Consider the following 19,535-nt stretch of genomic DNA (forward strand, 5'->3'; position numbering starts at 1 on the left):
CCGGCAGCTTTGGCAGCTCCGGCAGCTTCGGCAGGCCAGGGCACCGAACCGGACTCGCGTGAGCGTCCCGACGACACGCAAGGAGTGGAGCGATGAGCCAGAGCCAGCCGCCCGCAGCCGACCAGCCGCCCGCAGCCGATCAGCCGCCCGCGGCCGATCAGCCGCCCGCGGCCGACCGGCCACACGCCGACCAGCCGGCGCGGCGTCCGCAGACGAGCGCGGCGGGCCTGCACGCGCAGGTCGTGTCGCTGCAGCGCCGCAACGAGGGTCTGGTCCGCACGCTGGAGACGGCCCGCGAACAGCTCGTCTCCCTCAAGCAGCAGGTCGAGGCCCTGGCCACGCCGCCGTCGAGCTACGGCGTCGTGCTGAGCCGCCACGACGACGGCACGCTCGACGTGCTCGCGGCTGGCCGGCGCCTGCGGGTGCAGGTCAGCCCCGGTGTCGAGGCCGACGACCTCGCCGTCGGTCGCGACGTGCGGCTCAACGAGGCGCTGGCGGTGGTGGCCGTCGCGGGCTGGGAGGAGACCGGCCAGGTCGTCGTCGTCCACGAGGTGCTCGGCGACGACCGGCTCGTCGTCGTCGTGCACGGCGAGGAGCACCGGGTCGTGCGCCGCGCCCAGCCGCTGGCCGGCCGGGTGCTGCGCGGCGGCGACCACGTGCTCCTGGAGACGCGGTCGGGCTTCGTCTACGAGGTCATCCCCAAGGCCGAGGTCGAGGACCTCGTGCTCGAGGAGGTGCCCGACATCACCTACGACGACATCGGCGGTCTCGCCGGGCAGATCGAGCAGATCCGCGACTCGGTCGAGCTGCCCTACCTGCACCCGGAGCTGTTCCGTGAGCACCACCTGCGCCCGCCCAAGGGCGTGCTGCTGTACGGCCCGCCCGGCTGCGGCAAGACGCTCATCGCGAAGGCCGTCGCGGCCTCCCTGGCCCGGCAGAGCGCCGCCGCGCGCGGCACGCAGGAGACGACGAGCTACTTCCTCAACATCAAGGGCCCGGAGCTGCTCAACAAGTACGTCGGCGAGACCGAGCGGCAGATCCGGCTCATCTTCTCCCGGGCCCGCGAGCACGCGACCTCCGGAGCGCCCGTCGTCGTCTTCTTCGACGAGATGGATTCGCTGTTCCGCACCCGCGGCTCGGGTCTGTCCAGCGACGTCGAGACGACGATCGTGCCGCAGCTGCTCGCCGAGATCGACGGCGTCGAGCGCCTCGACAACGTCATCGTCATCGGCGCCAGCAACCGCGAGGACATGATCGACCCGGCGATCCTGCGGCCCGGCCGGCTCGACGCGAAGATCAAGATCGAACGCCCCGACGAGGGCTCGGCCCGCGACATCTTCGCCAAGTACCTCACGCCCGACCTGCCGTTCCACGCCGACGAGCTGGCCGCGGCCGACGGCGACCCGGCCCGCGCCGCGAGCGCGATGATCGACGCCGCGGTCGAGCGCATGTACGACCGCGGGGTGCACAACCGCTTCCTCGAGGTCAGCTACGCCGACGGCTCGCGGGAGGTGCTGCACTACGCCGACTTCGCCTCCGGCGCGATGATCCAGAACATCGTCGACCGCGCCAAGCGGGCCGCGATCAAGGAGTTCCTCGCCACCGGCGAGCGCGGGCTGCGCACCCGGCACCTGCTCGACGCCTGCGTCGCCGAGTTCGTCGAGAACGAGGACATGCCCGGCACCACCAACCCCGACGAGTGGGCCCGGGTCTCCGGCCGCCGCGGCGAACGGGTCGTCGCGATCCGGCGCATCGCGCCGCAGGAGGAGCCGGTCGCGGCGCCCGAGGGTGAGCTCAGCGGGGAGCCCGGGACGCCCGGGACCCGGCCAGGCGGGCGTCCGCGAGGCATCGAGGACGTCGAGCCGCGCGGCACCTACCTGTAAGGCGAGTCGGGCGGCGTCGTCTGGCGATCGAGGCGGCCGCGGGTCCGTCGCGCCGGCTCGGCCTTCGAGCCAGGCGGGACTTCGGGCGCAGGCGGCGTCGCGCGATCGAGCAGGCGCGAGCTATGCGCGGGTCAGGCGCGCCGGCGCGAGCTGTGCGCGGGTCAGGCGCGGCGGCGTCGGGCGATCGCGCCGGCGACCGCGCGCCACCCGAACAGCAGCAGACCGGTGACGATCGAGGCGACGGCGATGAAGCTCGTGGCCACGCCCTGGCCGGTCATCGCGCGCAGCAGCATGCCGCCGGCGATCGTGCCGACCCACACGAGCACCGCGCCCGAGGAGTCGGTGGGCGCCCGGCTCAGCAGCACGTAGGAGACCACCCAACCGAGCACCGCGCCGACGAGGAACGGCCACGCGGTGTCGACGACCCCCGCGGCCGTCATCCCCTCGGCGTGGCTCATCCGGCCCAGCGCGGCGAAGACCACGATGACGACCGCGTCGAGCACGGCGGCGACGGGTGTGGAGACGGTGGGCGCCACCGGGCGACCCACGGTCGGGGAACTCATGCGCTGACCTCCTGCGCCGTGCGGGTCGGGTGCGACGGTACCCGGCCGGCCGGCGACCCCGGCGGTTCGGGCTGGCGGGGCAGCGTCGGCTGCTCCGGCTCCTGGGAGACGGGCCCGTCGGCGAAGTGCAGCGACAACTGCGGCGGCGCGTGCCGCGGGTCGACGCCGTCGAACAGGCTGCTCACCGACTCCCCGATGTGGATGCGGGCCATCGCCTCGGCGAACAGTCCGGCGACCGAGCGCACCTGCAGCCCGGGCCAGTCCGCGGGCGGCGGGACGGTGTCGGTGGTGACGACCTCGCTGATGAGCGGGTGCGCCTGCAGCCGCTGCGGCGCGGAGCCGGCGAACAGGCCGTGCGTGCACGCGACCGCGGCGCTGGGGCAGCCCGCCTCGCCGAGCTTGTCGAGGAGCCCGATCATCGAGCCGCCGGTGGCGATCTCGTCGTCGAGCACGATGGCGGGCTTGCCGTCGACGTCGCCGACGATCGAGTCGATCTCCACCCGGTCGTCGGCGAGCCGCTGCTTGTTGCCCGCGGCGACGGGCAGCCCGAGGAGCCGGGCGAACTGGGTGGCGGTCTTGGCGTTGCCGAGGTCGGGGGAGACGACGACGTGGTCGTCGAGGCTCTGGCCGCGGAAGTGGTCGGCGAGCGCGCCGATGGCGGTGAGGTGGTCGACGGGCACCGAGAAGAAGCCGTGCACCTGCGGAGCGTGCAGCGCCATCGTCAGCACCCGGTCGACGCCGGCGGTGCTGAGCATGTCGGCGACGAGCCGCCCGCCCAGCGAGATGCGGGAGGCGTCCTTCTTGTCGGAGCGGGCGTACGCGTAGTGCGGGATGACCGCGGTGATCTGGGCCGCCGACGCGCCGCGGGCCGCGTCGATCATGAGCAGCAGCTCCATGAGGTGGTCCTGCGTCGGCGGCACGAGCGGCTGCACGATGTAGACGTCGCGCTGACGGCAGTTGGCCAGCAGTTGCACCTGCAGGCAGTCGTTGCTGAACCGCTTGATGTCGACCGGCGACAACGGCACTCCGAGGTGCTGGCAGATCCGGCGGGCCAGGCCCGGGTGGGCGTTTCCGGAGAACACGATGACGTCACGCACGAAGGGGCCACCTCGTCGTCGCAGGGAGAGCGTCGCGGCTCAGCATAACGAGACCTCCCGCAGGCTTCAGGAGGCGTCGGCGCGTCGGTCGTGTCGGTCGTGTCGCGGCGGCGTGTCGGTGGGGTGTCGGGTGTCCAGGCCGGGCTCAGCCCAGGTGCCGCCGTAGGAAGGCGACGATCTCGTCGCGGTGCCCCGCGACGCCGACGCACAAGCCGGGGGTGCTGGCGAACCCGTGCGGGGCGCGCGGATATTCGGTGAGGTCGGCGGGCACACCGGCGGCGCGCAGGGCGTAGGCGTAGCGGCGTCCCTCGTCGCGCAGCGGGTCGAGGCCGGCGACCTGGACGAGCGCGGGCGGCAGGTCGTGCAGCTGCCCGAGGGCGGGGGAGATCAGCGGGTCGAGCGCGGTGAGGGCGTCCGGCGCGGTGCCCAGGTAGTTGGCGAAGAAGCCATCGGTGTCGCGGCGGGTGAGGATCGGCCCGCGCGCGAACTCGATCTTCGAGCGGTTCAGGCAGGTGGAGTCGACGCTGGGGTAGATGAGCACCTGGCCGGCCAGAGCCGGGCCGCCCTCGTCGCGCACCAGCTGCGTACACACCGCCGCGAGGTTGCCGCCCGCGCTGTCTCCGGCGACCGCGAGACGCTCGGGGTCACCGCCCCAACCGGGGACGAGGGCGGGCAGCCCGCGCAGTGCGTCGATGCTGTCGTGGACCGCGGCGGGCGCGGGGTGCTCCGGCGCGAGTCGGTAGTCGACGGAGATGACGAGGAGACAGGCCTGCGAGCTCAGGTGCGAGCACAGCGGGTCGTAGTCCTCGACCTGCCCGAGCGTCCAGCCTCCGCCGTGGAAGAAGACGAGCACCGGCGCCGGGTCGGTGGCCGCCTCGGGACGGTAGCGCCGCACCCGCACGCGCCGTCCGCCGCGCACGGGCACCTCGTCGTCGACGATCGTGACACCGGGGTGCACGGGCCCGGTGATCGCGTCGAGCAGCCTCGTGCGCCGCGGCACCACGCGCCGACGGGCCAGCTCCTGCGGGCTCTGATCGGCGACGGAGCCGGCCACCCGCGACAGCCGGTGCAGCAGCCGGGTGCGCAGTGGCACGGTACGTGCGGCGGGAGCCTGACTCATGCCTCCATGCTGCGCCGGGCCCCGATGCGCCACCACGCGGGGCCGCCGGCGCGCGAGCGCCACCGGCCGCCCCTGATCCCACGGACGATTTTTCGAGGCCGACTGTCGATCTGCGGGCTCCTCGCCCGTCACCCTGGTGAGCGAGCCGCCAGGGCTCGCCCGACGAAGGAGGGTCCCATGCCTCGCTACCTTGTCCTGCTGCCCGCTCCCGAGCAGGAATGGGAGAACCTGCCGCCCGAGGCGCACGCGGCGGGGATGCGTGCTCACGAGCGCTTCGGTGCCGTGCTACGCGCCGGTGGCCACACTCAGATCCTCGCCAGCCCGCTCACCCCGTCGTCCGAGGCGCTGTCCCTGCGCCCCGACGGCTCGGGCGGAGCGGTGGTCACCGACGGCCCGTTCAGCGAGACCGTCGAACAGATCGCGGGCTTCTATCTCATCGAGACCGACGACCCCGACGGGCTGGTCGAATGCTGCAGGCACCTGGCCGCCAGCGGCGACCTCATCGAGCTGCGCAAGCTCGCCGGCCCCGGCGACGACCGCGCCGGGCAGCCGTAGGACGGTTCGCCCGGAGTCTCGCGGCCCGCGTCAGTCACGGTCTCCCGCTGCGGGGACGTTCTCCGCGGCGCGGCGACCGGTGCGGCCGGTGACCCACCAGGCCAGGCCCCACAGCACGGTGACCGCGGCAGTGATCAGCCCGGGCAAGGTGGCGAGCGGCGCCTCGGGGCTGTCGGCCAACCCGATGTTCAGCAGCACCGGCGGTTGGGCGAGCACCACCAGGATCGTGCCGAGCAGCACGGGCAGCATCGGCAGGGCGCGCGCCGATCCGGGGGTCGAAGGCTCGCGCTCGGCGAGGTGCGCCATGACCAGCGTGAGCGCGAAGACGAGAGCGCCGAGCACGCTCCACGCGGTGGCCGGCAGCTCGTTGCGGGCCCACCAATCCGACTCCCCGCCGGTCATGAGCTCGAGGGTCCCGACGATCGACCCCACGGCGGGAACGAGGGCCAGCGCCGCGCCGACTGCGGCCAGCAGCCGGCGCCAGCCGCGCCACGGCCCGGCGACCAGGGCGAGCGTGCCCGCCACGAACAGGGCCTGCCCGGCGATGCCCGCGACGAAGCGCCCGGTCAGGTTCGACGCGTCGTCCGGCAGTTGCGGGGCGTCCGGCCCCGTCGCCGCCGTGGCCAGCAGCGCGAGGCCGACGAGCCCGCTGAGCACGATGAGCGCCCCGCCGATCTGCAGGGCCCGACGGCCGCGCGGCGACGGGCGCGAATCGACGACGCCCGCCCCGGGAGGCGTTCGCGGCGCTGACCTCGGCCGGCCCCGCACCGCGCCCGCGACGACGAAGGCGCCGGCGAGCGCCTGGCCCGCGCCGGAGTACATGCCGAAGCCCTGCGGGTCGTCATGGCTGACGTCGAACATCGTGAGCACGAGCACCTCCAACACCATCGCGGAGGCGGTGAGCAGCGCGAACGCCGGCACCACCGGCGCCCACCGGCGATCGCGCCCGGCGCCGTCGTCCGTCGCGTTCGCGCGGATGGCCGCGCAGGTGAGCAGGACGACGGGGGCCAACCCCAGGATCCACATCAGCGTCGCCGGCTCCCACATCCAGGCCGACCAGGCGTCGACCGGCTCCTGGTCGACGACGGGCACGGAGTCGATGCCGGTCAGCCGCTCGCGCAGCCACAGCACCGCCGGGCCCGCGAACGAGTAGGCGCCGAGCAGCAGCGCCGGCGCCGCGACCCAGCGCAGCCGCCGCCAGGTGAGGAAGATCAGCGCGATGAGCGCCACGGCGACGAGCAGGTGTCCGGCCGCGGTGAGCTCGCTGCTGTACGGCACGACGTGCCGGCCCATCGTCAGCGGCGTCGACGAATCGTTCTGCCGCGTCGCCAGGTCCGGTTGGCGCATCGGCCCGAACCAGCGCAGCCAGGCTCCGGTGAAGTTCGCCAGCCCGCCGAGCGCGAGCAGACCCCCGCCGAGCCACCACGCCCACGAGGAGCCCGCCCCTTTCGATCCCGGCGGCGGCCCGGCCGCTCCTCCAGTCGCCGCGGACGCCCCCGAGGCGCCCCGGTCGGTGTGCTCGACAACATGACTCGTCATCGGATCATCCCCCACGTCCCCACGTCGCGGATCCCCCTGGACCGCTGAGGATTTCAGTGTCGATCCGCCGAGGCTGCCACGGCAATGCCCGGTTCGGATCGTTATGCGAGTGTTCACGATCCGGCGCGAGCCAGAGCCATGCGTAGGGTGGCGCCCATGAGCGTGCGACGCATCGTGGGCATCGAGACCGAGTACGGCATCAGCGTGCCCGGGCGGCCGCAGGCCAACCCGATGATCCTGTCCGGCGACGTCGTGCGCGCCTACGGCCGCAGCGCGCCGGAGCCGGGCCGGGCCCCCGACTCCGAGCCCCCGCAGGGCCCAGGGACCAACGGGCGCGGCGGCCGGTCGCCCCTGGGCGTGCGCTGGGACTACGCGGCCGAGACCCCGCTGTCGGACGCCCGCGGGTTCTCCCAGCACCGGCTCGACGCGCACGTCAGCCAGCTCACCGACGAGTGGGAGGACGACCCCGGCGTCGCCAACCTCGTGCTCACCAACGGCGCTCGGCTCTACGTCGACCACGCCCACCCGGAGTACTCGTCCCCGGAGGTCGCCACCCCGCGGGAGGCGCTCGTGTGGGACCGGGCCGGCGAGCTCGTCATGACGCGGGCGGCGCAGGTGCTCGCCGACGAGGAGGCGGCCGGGCTGCGGCCCCCGCGCGAGGGCACCCCGACGCTGTACAAGAACAACACCGACGGCAAGGGCGCCTCGTACGGCACCCACGAGAACTACCTCATGCCGCGCGCGACCCCGTTCGCGTCGATCGTCGCCGGCCTGACGCCGTTCTTCGTCGTGCGCCAGATCATCTGCGGCGCGGGGCGTGTCGGCCTCGGCCAGCGCTCGCAGCGGCCCGGCTACCAGATCGCGAGCCGCTCCGACTTCTTCGAGGCCGAGGTCGGGCTCGAGACGACCTTCCACCGCCCGATCATCAACACCCGCGACGAGCCGCATTCGGCGCCCGGGCGGTACCGGCGGCTGCACGTCATCCTCGGCGACGCCAACCTGTGCGACGTCGCCGGCCTGCTCAAGGTCGGCACGACGAGCATCGTGCTCGGCATGATCGAGGACGGGGCGCTGCCGCCCGACCTGCTCATGCGCGAGCCGCTGCCGCAGCTGCACGCGATCAGCCACGACCCGACGCTGTGGGCACAGGTCGAGCTCGCCGACGGCACCCGGCTCACCGGGCTGGAGCTGCACTGGCGCTACCTCGAGGCCGCGCACGCGTGGCTCGACGCCCGAGCCGGGCGCGGCGACAGCAGTTGGGACGACGACACCCGCGAGGTGATGGCGCTGTGGGAGGACGTGCTGACCCGGCTGGGGCGCGACCCGATGCAGGCGCGGGCACAGGTCGACTGGGTGGCCAAACTCGCGCTGCTCGAGCAGTACCGCTCCCGCGACGGCCTCGCCTGGGACTCGGCGCGCCTGGCGGCCATCGACTTCCAGTGGTCCGACCTGCGACCCGGGAAGGGCATCGCCCGCACCCTCGAACGCGCCGGCCGCATCGACCGGCTCACCACCGACGAGGAGGTGGCCGCAGCCGTCGCGGCCGCGCCGCCCTCGACGCGGGCGTGGTTCCGCGGCGAGTGCGTGCGCCGCTACGGGGAGGCGGTGTCGGCCGCCTCGTGGGAGTCGGTCGTCTTCGAGCTGCCCGGGCACGACCGCCTGCAACGCCTCGTCACCGCCGAGCCCTCCCGCGGCACCCGCCACCTCGTCGAGGCGCTGCTCGACCGGCACCCCGACCCCGCCGGCCTCGTCGCCGAGCTGCTCGGTCCGCCCGGCTGAGGGCGACGAGATAGATCCGTATCGACGATGCCGAACGGTCGGCCGACGACGTGAGTGCAGGTCAGTGCAGGTCAGCGCGGTGCGGGTGGTTGCACGGGGCCGTCGCGGTCGTCGATATGGCGAATCCCTCGGCCGGCCCCGCCCTTGCTCGGCGGCTCCCGCGATCGGCGCCCCCGCGCTGGGCGGCCCCCGCGATCGGCAGGGCCCGCGAGGCTGTCGGACCTACCCCCTAAGGTGGAACGACGACGCGCACACGCCCCACAGCGCAGGCAGGAGGGTCCACCCATGGCCGGTCAGGAGCAGCTGCAGCCGCGGCGCAACCGCAGCGAGAACCCCGAGCCGCCCGGCCCACCGGAGCCGGTGGCGCCGCAGGCCAGCGCCCGCAAGGCCGAGCTCGACGCCGACATCGACAGCGTGCTCGACGAGATCGACGGGGTGCTGGAGAGCAACGCCGAGGAGTTCGTCTCCGGCTTCGTCCAGAAGGGCGGCCAGTGAGTCCGTTCGGCCCGTTCGGCACCGACGGGCGCGCCGGCCACCCGGGCTACCCGGGGTCCTCGGGGGTGTCCGGGCATCCGGGCGCGTCGGGTGCCGACCCGTGGGGGCGGCTTCCGGGCGGCTACCACGAGGTCGGCTCCAGTTCGTTCACCGAGTTCCTCGGCCAGGCGGCCCCGCACCTGCTGCCGGGCCGTCGGCTCGTGGGCCAGGGCGGCGTCAACCCCGCCGCGGGCCCGCTGCTCGCGCCGCACGCGACGACGATCGTCACCCTCGCCTACGCCGGCGGGGTGCTGCTCGCCGGTGACCGGCGCGCGACGATGGGCAACATCATCGCCAGCCGCGACATCGAGAAGGTCTTCGTCACCGACGACCACTCGGCGGTCGGCATCGCCGGCACCGCGGGCATCGCCATCGAGATGGTCAAGCTCTTCCAGGTCGAGCTGGAGCACTTCGAGAAGCTCGAGGGCGCGGTGCTGTCCCTGGAGGGCAAGGCGAACCGCCTCGCGACGATGATCCGCGGCAATCTCGCGCTGGCCATGCAGGGCCTGTCGGTCGTGCCCGTCTTCGCCGGCTACGACGTCGACTGCGGCTGCGGGCGCATGTTCTCCTACGACGTCACCGGCGGCTGCTACGAGGAAAGCAACCACCACAGCGTCGGCTCCGGCTCGCTGTTCGCCCGCGGTTCCCTGAAGAAGCTGTGGCGCCCCGACATGGCGCTGTCGCAGGCCGTGCGGGTGGCGGTCGAGGCCCTGTACGACGCAGCCGACGACGACACCGCCACCGGCGGGCCCGATCTGGGCCGGCGCCTGTGGCCGACGTGTGCCGCCGTCGACGTCGACGGGGCCCGGCTGCTGGCCGACGACGATCTCGCGGCCGTCGTGCAGGCCGTGGTCGACGACCGGCGCGACAACCCGGGGGGTGCGCGATGAGCCAGCAGTTCTACGTCTCGCCCGAGCAGGTGATGAAGGACCGGGCCGACTACGCCCGCAAGGGCATCGCCCGCGGGCGGTCCGTCGTCGTGCTCGCCTACGCCGGCGGCATCGCGTTCGTCGCCGAGAACCCCTCGCGCGCCCTGCACAAGGTCAGCGAGATCTACGACCGCATCGGGTTCGCCGCCGTCGGCAAGTACAACGAGTTCGAGAACCTGCGGGTCGCCGGCGTGCGCTACGCCGACATGCGCGGCTACTCCTACGACCGCCGCGACGTCACCGCCCGCGGCCTGGCCAACGCCTACGCCCAGACCCTCGGCACCGTCTTCACCCAGGAGCACAAGCCCTACGAGGTCGAGATCGTCGTCGCCGAGGTCGGCCGCGCGCCCGCCGACGACCAGATCTACCGGCTCACCTACGACGGCTCGGTCGCCGACGAGCAGGGCTATGTCGTCATGGGCGGCAACACCGAGGCGCTGGCCACCGTGCTCGCCCGCAGCTGGCGCCCCGGCCTGCACCTGGGACAGGCCCTGCAGTGCGCGATCACGAGCCTGGCCACGCCGGCCAACGGCGGGCCGCCGCGCGAGCTCGACGCGAACACCCTCGAGGTGGCCGTGCTCGACCGCACCCGGCCGCGGCGCACGTTCCGGCGCATCCCCGGCCCGTTGCTCACCCAGCTGCTCTCCGCGCAAGACCCGATGGACGACCTGCCGGACACCGACGAGCCCGTCGTCACGACCTCCGGCAACCCCGTGCCCACACCGGCGCCGGCAAGCCCGCAGGGCCAACCGGCAAGCCAACAGGGCGAGCCCACCGGCGCCCCGGGGCCGGCGACCAACCCGCAGACGCAGCGCGACGACGTGCGACCGGAGCCTGACGCGGAGGGCGACTGACCGCATGGACCGACGCATCTTCGGCCTGGAGACCGAGTACGGCCTCACGTGCACCCACGAGGGGCGCCGCACGCTGGGCCCGGACGAGGTGGCCCGGCACATGTTCCGCAGCGTCGTCGCGTGGGGGCGCTCCTCGAATGTGTTCCTGCCCAACGGCTCCCGGCTCTATCTCGACGTCGGCAACCACCCGGAGTACGCGACCGCCGAGTGCGACACGCTCACCGACCTGCTCGCCCAGGACCTCGCCGGCCAGAGCCTGCTCACCGACCTCGTCGACGAGGCCCGCGCGCACATCGCCGACGCCGGGCTCACCGGCACCGTCTACCTGTTCAAGAACAACCTCGACTCCTCGGGCAACTCCTACGGCTGCCACGAGAACTACCTCGTCTCGCGCGGCAGTGACCTCGCGCGCCTGGGGGAGCTGCTGACTCCCTTCCTCGTGTCGCGCCAGATCGTCTGCGGAGCCGGGCGCGTCGCCACGGTGCCCGACGGCGCGAGGCAGCGGGCGGAGTTCCACGTCAGCCAGCGCGCCGACGTCATGTGGGAGGCCACCTCGAGCGCCACCACCCGCAGCCGCCCGATGATCAACACCCGCGACGAGCCGCACGCCGACGCCGAGCTGTACCGCCGGCTGCACGTCATCGTCGGCGACTCCAACCTCGCGCAGAGCTCCACGCTGCTCAAGGTCGGCGCCACCGACCTCGTGCTGCGGATGCACGAGGCCGGCGAGCCGATGCCCGACCTGTCGCTGGTCAGCGCCGCGAAGGCGATCCGGGCGATCTGCCGCGACCCGGCCGCGGGCGTCACGGTCGACCTGGCCGACGGCCGCGCCCTCACCGCGCTGCAGCTGCAGCGGGAGTACCAGGGGCGGGCGGCCGCGTTCGTGGCGCGCACGGGCGCGGCCGCGGCGCACGACGAGACAGTGCTGGCGCTGTGGGACCGCGTGCTCACCGCCCTGGAGTCGGGCCGCCCCGACGACGTCGCCGCCGACGTCGACTGGGTGCTCAAACGCCGGCTCCTGCAGCGGTACGCCGACCGCCACGGCGTCGACCTCGGCGACCCGCGCGTCGCCCAACTCGACCTCGCCTACCACGACGTGCAGCCGGGGCGCGGGCTCTTCGCGATCGTCCAGGCCCGCGGCGGGGCCACCCGGCACGTCGACGACGACCGCGTGGCGTGGGCCCGCACGCACCCGCCGGGCACGACCCGCGCCGCGCTGCGCGGCGCGTTCGTCGAGAGCGCCCGCCGCCACGGGCGCGACTACACCGTCGACTGGACTCATCTGCGCCTCAACGACGGCGCCGGCCGCACGGTCATGTGCAAGGACCCGTTCGCCGCGGACGACGAGCGGGTCGACCGGCTCATCGCGGCCGCGGCCGCGAGCGTCGACGGCCCCTGAGCCGGGCGCCGGCGCGCCCTGACCTGCCTGATTGCGTAACGAATTCGCTGCGGCCGAGGCGATGTCGAGTCTGTTGGCAGACTGCCCCCAGATCCGGCCAGTATCGTGAAATCCCCTGGTAACAGCGGTCGCCGCGCGGCCGCGGACAAGAAGGCTGACGAGTGAATCTGCCCCGTCGCGTCCGTCGCGTCATGGCCACCGCGTGCACCGCGCTCCTGCCGGCCGTCCTCCTGCTCGGCGCGTGCGGCGACGACGCGGGCACGGCCGACGACGCCGCCACCACCGCCTCCGCGGCGACGTCGACGAGTGCTCCGTCGTCGGGGATCCTCAACCAGATCTCGGTGGAGGAGGGCGGCAGCAGCGCGGCGGCCCCCACGCTGCACCTGCCGCAGGTGCCGATGACCGTGGCCCAGCCGGAGCACCGGGTGCTGCGCGACGGCACCGGGGCGAAGATCAGCGCGGACCAGAAGGTCGTCACCAAGTACCTGCTCGTCAACGCCCGCGACGGCAAGCCCCGGGCGACGATGTGGAGCGACAAGCCGGTGACGCTGCCGATCGGGCAGATCCCGCAGTTCGAGTCGCTCATCGGGCAGAAGATCGGCGCGCGTCTGCTGCTGGCCATCCCCGCCTCCGAGGCGGTCGGCTCCGCCGGTGACGAGCAGCTCGACATCAAGCCGTCCGACACGCTGCTGTACGTGCTCGAACCCGTCAGCGCCACGGCGCCGCTGAAGACCGCGCAGGGCACGGCGGTGCCGCCGCGCGCCGGCCTGCCCACGGTGACGATGCCGAGCGCGCCGAACGAGCCCGCGAAGATCTCCGTGCCCAAGGGCGACCCGCCCGCGGACACGGTGGCGCAGCCGCTCGTCATCGGCGACGGTCCGCGGGTGGTCGCCGGCCAGACCGTGCGGGTCACCTACACCGGCGTCACGTGGCGCAAGCCCGGCACCCCGTTCGACTACTCCGGCAAGCAGCCTCAGGGCTACGTCGAGTTCCCGGTCGGCACCGGCCAGCTCATCAAGGCGTGGGACGAGCACATCGTCGGCCAGACCGTCGGCAGCCGCCTGCTGCTCGTCGTGCCGCCGAAGGACGGCTACGGCTCCACCGGCAACCCCGACGGGTCGATCACCGGCACCGACACGCTGGTGTTCGTCATCGACATCCTCGACGCCTCCTGAGGCGCGGGCTGCTGACGAGGTTGCCGACGGCTCGGCGGGGCGTGCCTGCGCGACGGCGGCCGACCGGGTAGCGTGACGCACGGACCAGACACCCGTTCGAAGGAGCGTCATGCCGTTCGACGCCAGCGTCGGCAAGCCCGAGATCGACTTTCCCGAGGGACCGGCCCCGGCCGAGCTCGTCGCCGAGGACCTCTGGGAGGGCGACGGAGCCGTCGCCGAACCCGGCAGCCTCATCAGCGCCCACTACGTCGGGGTCGCGTACTCCACCGGCGAGGAGTTCGACTCGTCCTGGAACCGCGGCACCCCCCTGGACTTTCCGCTCGGAGCCGGTCGGGTCATCGCCGGGTGGGACACCGGCATCGCCGGGATGAAGGTCGGCGGCCGCCGCAAGCTGACGATCCCCGCGCACCTGGCCTACGGCGACCGCGGCGCCGGCGGGGTCATCAAGCCGGGGGAGTGCCTGATCTTCGTCGTCGACCTCGTCGACGTCCACTGATCGGGTCGCCGCCCACCGCATGAGCACGCAGGCGTCGGAGAAGGTCGAACGCCTCCTCAACCTCGTCATCTGCCTGCTGCACACCCGCCGGCCCCTGCGCAAGGACCAGATCCGGCGGGCGGTGCCCCAGTACGACCAGGAGGCCGACGAGGCGTTCGACCGCATGTTCGAGCGCGACAAGGACGAGCTGCGCGGCCTCGGCATCCCGCTGCACAGCCGCGTCGACCCCGTCTTCGAGGACGACACCGGCTACTTCATCGACCGGCGCGAATACGCCCTGCCGCAGATCGAGTTCACCCCCGGTGAGGTCGCGGCGCTCAGTCTCGCGGCCCGCACGTGGACCCACGCCTCGCTCGCCGGCACCGGGGCCGAGGCGCTGCGCAAGCTCGGCGCCTCCGGGGTCGACCTCGACGCGGCGGCGGCCAGTCCCGCGCTCGGCGTCGAGCCGCGTGTGCGGGCGGTCGAGCCGGCGTTCGACGCCGTGCACGCCGCCGTCGTGCAGACCTACCCCATCGCGTTCGACTACCGCGGCGGGTCCGCGGCGCCCGGCCGTCCCCAGCGTCGGCACGTGCAGCCGTGGGGCATCGCCTCCTGGCACGGCCGCTGGTACCTCACCGGGTTCGACACCGACCGGCAGGCCCAGCGGGTGTTCCGGCTCGGGCGGATCGAGGGTGCGGTGCGCCGGGAGGGGCGGCCCGGCTCCTACGAGGTGCCCGCCGACCACGACGCGCGGGCGACCGTGCGCTTCAGCGGACGCGCCGGCGAGGCCGACTCGGGCGGCACCGCCCGGGTCAGCGTGCGGGCCGGGCGCGCCCACGCCCTGCGCCGCCGGGCCGGGGCGGTGCCGAGTGCCGAACCGTCGAGGCCGCCCGAGGCGCGCAGCTGGGAGGAGATCGACGTGCCGTACACCGACTCGCAGCGGCTCGTCGACGAGCTGTGCTGGTACGGCCCCGACGTGCGGGTCGTCGGCCCCCCGCCCATCAGGGAGGCGGTGCTGGCGCGGCTGCGCGCCGCCGCCGGGATCGACGCCGGGATCGACGCGGGGCTCGAACCCGGGCTCGACGCAGGGCTCGAACCGGGACTCGACGCGGGGGAGGCGCGATGAGCCGATGAGCAAGGAGACCTCGACCGCGCGGGTCGCGCGGCTGCTGACGATGGTGCCCTGGCTGCTCGCGCACCAGGGGGTGCCGATGCAGGAGGCCGCGGCCCAGTTCGGGCTCACCCCCGCCGCCCTCGAGCGCGACCTCGAGCTGCTGTTCCTGTGCGGGCTGCCCGGCGGCATGCCCGACGACCTCATCGAGGCCGAGTGGGAGACGGGCCGCGTGTACCTCGGCAACGCCGACACGATCGCCCGGCCGCTGCGGCTGAGCCTGGAGGAGGCGCTGACGCTCATCGTCGCGCTGCGCGCCATCGAGGCGACCGCTCCCATCGAGGCGCGGGGCGAGGAGAACGACGCGGGCGGGCACGCCGACGTCATCGCCTCCACGCTCGCCAAACTCGAGGCGGCCACGGGCTCCGCGGCCCGCCCGCTCGTCGACGCCGCGGGCCGGCGCATCCACGTGCAGGTCGCCGACGAGGCGGAGACCGATCGCGTCGTCGCCCTGCAACGGGCCCTGTCGACGCGGCGCCGGGCGCGCCTGGAGTACCTCGTCGCCAGCCGCGACGAGCTGACCCGCCGCGACGTCGACCCGATGCGGCTGTTCGCGCAGGACGGGCACTGGTATCTCGAGGCGTTCTGTCATCGCGCGCGGGACGTGCGGCTCTTCCGGCTCGACCGGATCGAGGGGCTGCAGGTGCTCGACACCGACGGCACGCCGCCGCCGCAGGCCCGGGGCCGCGACCTCGACGCGGGCGTCTACCAGGGGGCCGCGGCCGACACGCTCGTCGAGCTCGAACTCGCCCCCTCGGCGCGGTGGGTGGCCGACTACTACCCGCACGAGGGGGTGACGGATCTGCCGGACCTGCCGGGGCAACCGGCGGGCCGCGCCCGGCTCATCCTGCGGGTCGGCGACCCCGGCTGGGTGCGCCGGCTGCTGTGGCGGCTGGGCGGCCAGGCCCGGGTCGTCTCGCCCGACTGGCTGGCCCGGGAGGTACGCGCCGGGGCCCTCGACGCCGCGCGGGCGTACAACGACGACATGTAAAGTGACCGCGAGGACCGATCCGTCCGAGTTCCGGCCGGTTCGCAGACGACGGAAGGCACACGTCATGGGAGTTCGTGGACTCTTCGAGGGCTGGCACCTGGTCGTCCTCATCATCTTGATCATTCTTCTCTTCGGGTGGAAGCGCCTGCCCGACGCCGCCCGCTCGCTCGGCCGCTCCGCGCGCATCTTCAAGGCCGAGGTCGACGAGATGAAGACCGACAAGCCCAGCGCCGCCAGCCGCGACACCGTGCGCGGCGAGGCCTCGCCCCGCACGAGCGCCGGCGAGCGGCCGGAGCAGCCGGAGGCGGCGTCGCAGGCCACGAGCGAACGCGACCGCGTCGGCGGCGACTACGTGCGGGATGAACAGGCCCCGCAATATCCGGAGTCGCAGCAACGCGACACGACCGAGTACGAGGCGCCCGCGGCCAGCGCGTCCGGCGACCCGCAGGCCCCGCACCACCGCCAGTGAGGGCGGTCGTCGGCTCCGGGCTCGACCCCCGGGGCCGACGACCCGCCGAGTAACCGCTCCAGCTAGAGGCAACGAAGGTATCCGCGACGGTGGCCACGACGTCCGACTCCACGCCCGCCGGCCCGACTCCAGGTGGGGACGGCCGGGATGCTGGGGACGGCCGAGACGCTCGGGATGGCGCCGCGTCCGCTCCCGCCGGCCCGCCGGTGCCCTCGACCGCGGACAAGACCCACGCGCCCGCGAAGCGCCGCAAGGTGCGGGTGCCCCGGCGCAAGAAGCGTGACCCCGAGGGACGGATGTCGCTGGGGGACCACCTGCGCGAGCTGCGCAACCGGTTCATCGTCGCGCTCCTGGCGATCGTCGCCGGCGGCGTCGTCGGCTGGATCGAGTACGAACCGCTGCTGAGCTTCCTCACCGAGCCGTTGCGCATCATCGGACGGGGCCAGGGCTGGGGCGAGATCGGCCTCAACTACCAGGGGCTGACCACGCCGTTCGGGCTCCAGCTGACCGTCGCGCTGTGGCTCGGCGTCATCGTCGCCAGCCCCGTGTGGCTCTGGCAGATCTGGGCGTTCATCGTGCCCGGGCTGACGAAGAAGGAGAAGCGCACGGCGGTCGTCTTCATCCTCGCTGCGGTGCCGCTGTTCCTCGCCGGGTGCGCGCTGGCCAACTACGTGCTGCCGACGGCGGTGCGCGTGCTCATCGACTTCACGCCGCAGCACTCCTGGAACCTCATTCCCGCCGACCAGTACCTCGCGTTCGTCACCCGGTTCATCCTCGCGTTCGGCGTCGCGTTCCTCGTGCCGGTGCTGCTCGTGGGCCTCAACTACGCGCACGTGCTGCCCGCGCACATCATGATCAAGGGCTGGCGGATCGCGATCATCCTCAACTTCGTGTTCGCGGCGATGATGACGCCCACCCCCGACGCGTGGACGATGATCGCCCTCGCGATGCCGATGTGCGGGTTGTACTTCGCCGCCTGCGGCATCGCCTATCTCATCGACCGTCGCCGCGCGAAGAACCGCCCGGAGTGGGCCGACCTGCCCGACGAGAGGGCCAGCGAGCTGTAGTGCGCCTCAGGCGCGTTCGGGGGCGAGCAGCCCGGCGTGCCGCAGCAGGCCGGTCCGGTAGGTGTGCTCGGTGAACCGGTCGAGCACGTCCTGCCGGGCCGCCGCCCCCATCGCCGCGTACCGCGGCGCGTTGGCCGGATCCATGACGTCGACGATCGCCGCGCGCAGGGCCTGCGGCGTCGGCGGCACGACGATGCCGGTCTCGCCGGGGCGGATGTAGTCGAGCACCCCGGGCGCCTGGGTGACGACGACCGGTTTACCCAACGCCATCGCGTTGAGGTAGGTCTGCTGCCCGGCGCTGCGCACGGCCGGCCGCAGCGGCACGACGGCCGCCCGGGCCCCGGCCAGGGAGCGGACGAACTCCTCGTGGGAGCTCGTCGCGGCCCGGATCGGGGAGTCGGGCCGGCGCGGCGACCAGCGGGCGTGCACCCGCACGTCGAGGTCGAGGCCGCGGACCGCCTCCTCGAGCAGGTCGTAGTCGCGCAGGGAGTTGCCGCCGGACCACAGGTACCCGCCGGAGCCGACCTCGAGCTCGGGCAGGTTCCACAGCGTGTGCGGGAAGGGCTGGAAGAGCACGCGTTGCGGGTCGACGCCCCACGTGTCGGCGAAGCGGGACCGCTCATCGCGGCTCAGCACGACGTAGCGCAGGTGGTCCCCGTCGAGGGCGCGGACGGCGGCGCGGGCGGCCGCGGGCAGCAGCGGAGCCAGCCGGGGCAGGGAGCGCGCCAGGGCCCGGCTGCCCGGCTCCCAGGTGGCGTCGACGAGCAGCACGGGCGGCACGGGCCGACCGCGGAGCCGGTACCCGGCCTTGAGGAGCACGGCGAACACGAGGTCGCGGTAGCGCCGGGAGCGGTCGTGCGCGCCGTTGAGGATCAGCACGTCGCGGCCGCGGGCGGCGCGCCACAGTCGGGCGTGGTCGCGCAGGCCGCCGGTGCGGCTCGTGCTGCGGTAGTCGGCGACGAGCCGCTGCCACGCCGGGTCGTCGCACCCGATGGTGCTCAGCGCCGGCCGCCGATCGTGCGGCTCCGGCGCGCCGGTGGTCGTCGAGAAGAGTCTGTAGATCACTGTGCCGCAGCGTAATTCACGATCCCTGTGGGGTGGTCGAGGCGCGCCTGGCGCGGCCGTGCTCACCGGTCGGGCCGAGCTGACGTACCGTGCTGCCATGTCGAGTCCCGCCGAACGGTTCGCGAACTCCCGCCGGCGGGGGGCCGCCCGGCATCCACGCCTCGCCGAGTTCGCCGCCTCCCTGGACTTTCCCCTGGACGACTTTCAGGAGCGCGCCGCGGCGGCGCTGGAGGACGGCCGCGGGGTGCTCGTCGCGGCGCCGACCGGGGCGGGCAAGACCGTCGTCGGGGAGTTCGCCGTGCACCTCGCGCTGGCGACCGGCCGCAAGGCCTTCTACACGACGCCGATCAAGGCGCTGAGCAACCAGAAGTACGCCGACCTGGCCCGCCGGCACGGCGCCGACGCGGTCGGCCTGCTCACCGGCGACTCCTCGATCAACTCCGAGGCCCCGGTCGTCGTCATGACGACCGAGGTGCTGCGCAACATGCTGTACGCCGGCTCCTCGACGCTGGCCGGGCTCGGGTACGTCGTCATGGACGAGGTGCACTACCTCGCCGACCGGTTCCGCGGGGCGGTCTGGGAGGAGGTCATCATCCACCTGCCGCAGGACGTGCTCGTCGCGTCGCTGTCGGCGACCGTGAGCAACGCCGAGGAGTTCGGCGCGTGGCTGGGCACGGTGCGCGGCGACACCGAGGTCGTCGTCTCCGAGCACCGCCCGGTGCCGCTGTGGCAGCACATGCTCGTCGGCCGCGAGCTGTACGACCTGTTCGTCGAGCGCACCCCGGGGCCGGGGCACCCCGGCCGCGACAGGCGCGACAGGCGCGACAGGCGCGACGGCCGCGACAGGCGGGACGGGCGCGACGGGCACGC

Annotated in this window: 19 protein-coding genes; 14 read left to right on the top strand and 5 right to left on the bottom strand. The window is 73.7% G+C overall.

Annotation, left to right across the window (positions count from 1 at the left end):
* Positions 1-92: 92 nt before the first annotated feature.
* Complete coding sequence (gene arc / locus PINTE_RS13955; protein WP_084343604.1) at positions 93-1,883, top strand: proteasome ATPase; 1,791 nt, start codon at positions 93-95, stop codon at positions 1,881-1,883.
* Between the two features lie 161 nt (positions 1,884-2,044).
* On the opposite strand, the gene PINTE_RS13960 is transcribed toward arc, so the two are convergent.
* The 3 genes from PINTE_RS13960 to PINTE_RS13970 form a co-directional block, all read right to left on the bottom strand.
* Positions 2,045-2,446: a DUF3054 domain-containing protein gene (locus PINTE_RS13960; protein ID WP_068431828.1), complete on the bottom strand. Its 402-nt coding sequence runs from the start codon at positions 2,444-2,446 to the stop codon at positions 2,045-2,047.
* Complete coding sequence (locus tag PINTE_RS13965; protein WP_245642951.1) at positions 2,443-3,543, bottom strand: ribose-phosphate diphosphokinase; 1,101 nt, start codon at positions 3,541-3,543, stop codon at positions 2,443-2,445. Before PINTE_RS13965 ends, PINTE_RS13960 begins: the two co-directional genes overlap by 4 nt.
* 145 nt (positions 3,544-3,688) lie before the next feature.
* Entirely contained in the window at positions 3,689-4,663 is a 975-nt protein-coding gene (locus PINTE_RS13970) for an alpha/beta hydrolase (protein ID WP_084343605.1), read from the bottom strand.
* A 177-nt stretch (positions 4,664-4,840) separates the two neighbouring features.
* On the opposite strand from PINTE_RS13970, the gene PINTE_RS13975 reads away from it, so the two are divergent.
* Positions 4,841-5,218, top strand: coding sequence for a YciI family protein (locus PINTE_RS13975; protein WP_068431833.1), 378 nt, complete (start codon positions 4,841-4,843; stop codon positions 5,216-5,218).
* A gap of 30 nt (positions 5,219-5,248) precedes the next feature.
* Here the strand turns inward: PINTE_RS13975 and PINTE_RS13980 are convergent, their stop codons facing one another.
* Positions 5,249-6,757 (bottom strand): hypothetical protein, encoded by a 1,509-nt coding sequence (locus tag PINTE_RS13980; protein WP_068431836.1) that lies wholly within the window; start codon positions 6,755-6,757, stop codon positions 5,249-5,251.
* 156 nt (positions 6,758-6,913) lie between these two features.
* Here PINTE_RS13980 and dop point away from each other — a divergent pair, with 156 nt between their 5' ends.
* The 11 genes from dop to tatC all read left to right on the top strand — a co-directional run bounded on the left by dop (position 6,914) and on the right by tatC (position 17,600).
* Positions 6,914-8,536, top strand: coding sequence for a depupylase/deamidase Dop (gene dop / locus PINTE_RS13985; protein WP_068431840.1), 1,623 nt, complete (start codon positions 6,914-6,916; stop codon positions 8,534-8,536).
* 285 nt (positions 8,537-8,821) lie between these two features.
* A complete protein-coding gene (locus tag PINTE_RS13990; protein ID WP_068431844.1) occupies positions 8,822-9,031 on the top strand; it encodes a ubiquitin-like protein Pup in 210 nt (69 codons plus the stop codon).
* 65 nt (positions 9,032-9,096) lie between these two features.
* Positions 9,097-9,960, top strand: coding sequence for a proteasome subunit beta (gene prcB, locus PINTE_RS13995; RefSeq protein WP_068431868.1), 864 nt, complete (start codon positions 9,097-9,099; stop codon positions 9,958-9,960).
* Positions 9,957-10,853 (top strand): proteasome subunit alpha, encoded by an 897-nt coding sequence (prcA, locus tag PINTE_RS14000; protein WP_068431846.1) that lies wholly within the window; start codon positions 9,957-9,959, stop codon positions 10,851-10,853. Before prcB ends, prcA begins: the two co-directional genes overlap by 4 nt.
* A 4-nt stretch (positions 10,854-10,857) precedes the next feature.
* Positions 10,858-12,252, top strand: a complete 1,395-nt coding sequence (gene pafA / locus PINTE_RS14005; RefSeq protein ID WP_068431849.1) for a Pup--protein ligase — start codon at positions 10,858-10,860, stop codon at positions 12,250-12,252.
* A 161-nt stretch (positions 12,253-12,413) separates the two neighbouring features.
* On the top strand, positions 12,414-13,427 hold the full coding sequence (locus tag PINTE_RS14010) for an FKBP-type peptidyl-prolyl cis-trans isomerase (RefSeq protein WP_157087255.1): 1,014 nt from the start codon (positions 12,414-12,416) through the stop codon (positions 13,425-13,427).
* 109 nt (positions 13,428-13,536) lie between these two features.
* Complete coding sequence (locus PINTE_RS14015; RefSeq protein ID WP_068431856.1) at positions 13,537-13,923, top strand: FKBP-type peptidyl-prolyl cis-trans isomerase; 387 nt, start codon at positions 13,537-13,539, stop codon at positions 13,921-13,923.
* Positions 13,924-13,942: 19 nt separating this feature from the next.
* Positions 13,943-15,028, top strand: coding sequence for a helix-turn-helix transcriptional regulator (locus tag PINTE_RS14020; RefSeq protein ID WP_084343608.1), 1,086 nt, complete (start codon positions 13,943-13,945; stop codon positions 15,026-15,028).
* Positions 15,029-15,032: 4 nt separating this feature from the next.
* The gene (locus tag PINTE_RS14025; protein ID WP_068431859.1) at positions 15,033-16,064 is read left to right on the top strand and encodes a helix-turn-helix transcriptional regulator; all 1,032 of its coding nucleotides are present in this window, start codon (positions 15,033-15,035) and stop codon (positions 16,062-16,064) included.
* A gap of 64 nt (positions 16,065-16,128) precedes the next feature.
* Positions 16,129-16,533 (top strand): Sec-independent protein translocase subunit TatA, encoded by a 405-nt coding sequence (gene tatA, locus PINTE_RS14030; RefSeq protein ID WP_068431862.1) that lies wholly within the window; start codon positions 16,129-16,131, stop codon positions 16,531-16,533.
* 206 nt (positions 16,534-16,739) lie between these two features.
* Positions 16,740-17,600 (top strand): twin-arginine translocase subunit TatC, encoded by an 861-nt coding sequence (tatC, locus tag PINTE_RS14035; RefSeq protein WP_245642952.1) that lies wholly within the window; start codon positions 16,740-16,742, stop codon positions 17,598-17,600.
* Positions 17,601-17,606: 6 nt separating this feature from the next.
* Here tatC and PINTE_RS14040 read toward each other — a convergent pair whose 3' ends face one another.
* Positions 17,607-18,665, bottom strand: coding sequence for a glycosyltransferase (locus tag PINTE_RS14040; protein WP_068431865.1), 1,059 nt, complete (start codon positions 18,663-18,665; stop codon positions 17,607-17,609).
* A gap of 97 nt (positions 18,666-18,762) precedes the next feature.
* On the opposite strand from PINTE_RS14040, the gene PINTE_RS14045 reads away from it, so the two are divergent.
* On the top strand, positions 18,763-19,535 hold a 773-nt coding region (locus PINTE_RS14045; protein ID WP_157087256.1), incomplete at its 3' end, for a DEAD/DEAH box helicase.

The sequence above is a fragment of the Piscicoccus intestinalis NBRC 104926 genome (assembly GCF_001515525.1).
Lineage (GTDB): Bacteria > Actinomycetota > Actinomycetes > Actinomycetales > Dermatophilaceae > Kineosphaera > Kineosphaera intestinalis.

Bases quoted from the DNA above. Each gene is read 5' to 3' on its own strand.
- arc (WP_084343604.1), top strand. From the start codon at position 93: ATGAGCCAGAGCCAGCCGCCCGCAGCCGACCAGCCGCCCGCAGCCGAT.
- PINTE_RS13960 (WP_068431828.1), bottom strand. From the start codon at position 2,446: ATGAGTTCCCCGACCGTGGGTCGCCCGGTGGCGCCCACCGTCTCCACA.
- PINTE_RS13970 (WP_084343605.1), bottom strand. From the start codon at position 4,663: ATGAGTCAGGCTCCCGCCGCACGTACCGTGCCACTGCGCACCCGGCTG.
- PINTE_RS13975 (WP_068431833.1), top strand. From the start codon at position 4,841: ATGCCTCGCTACCTTGTCCTGCTGCCCGCTCCCGAGCAGGAATGGGAG.
- PINTE_RS13980 (WP_068431836.1), bottom strand. From the start codon at position 6,757: ATGACGAGTCATGTTGTCGAGCACACCGACCGGGGCGCCTCGGGGGCG.
- dop (WP_068431840.1), top strand. From the start codon at position 6,914: ATGAGCGTGCGACGCATCGTGGGCATCGAGACCGAGTACGGCATCAGC.
- PINTE_RS13990 (WP_068431844.1), top strand. From the start codon at position 8,822: ATGGCCGGTCAGGAGCAGCTGCAGCCGCGGCGCAACCGCAGCGAGAAC.
- prcA (WP_068431846.1), top strand. From the start codon at position 9,957: ATGAGCCAGCAGTTCTACGTCTCGCCCGAGCAGGTGATGAAGGACCGG.
- pafA (WP_068431849.1), top strand. From the start codon at position 10,858: ATGGACCGACGCATCTTCGGCCTGGAGACCGAGTACGGCCTCACGTGC.
- PINTE_RS14015 (WP_068431856.1), top strand. From the start codon at position 13,537: ATGCCGTTCGACGCCAGCGTCGGCAAGCCCGAGATCGACTTTCCCGAG.
- PINTE_RS14020 (WP_084343608.1), top strand. From the start codon at position 13,943: ATGAGCACGCAGGCGTCGGAGAAGGTCGAACGCCTCCTCAACCTCGTC.
- PINTE_RS14025 (WP_068431859.1), top strand. From the start codon at position 15,033: ATGAGCAAGGAGACCTCGACCGCGCGGGTCGCGCGGCTGCTGACGATG.
- tatA (WP_068431862.1), top strand. From the start codon at position 16,129: ATGGGAGTTCGTGGACTCTTCGAGGGCTGGCACCTGGTCGTCCTCATC.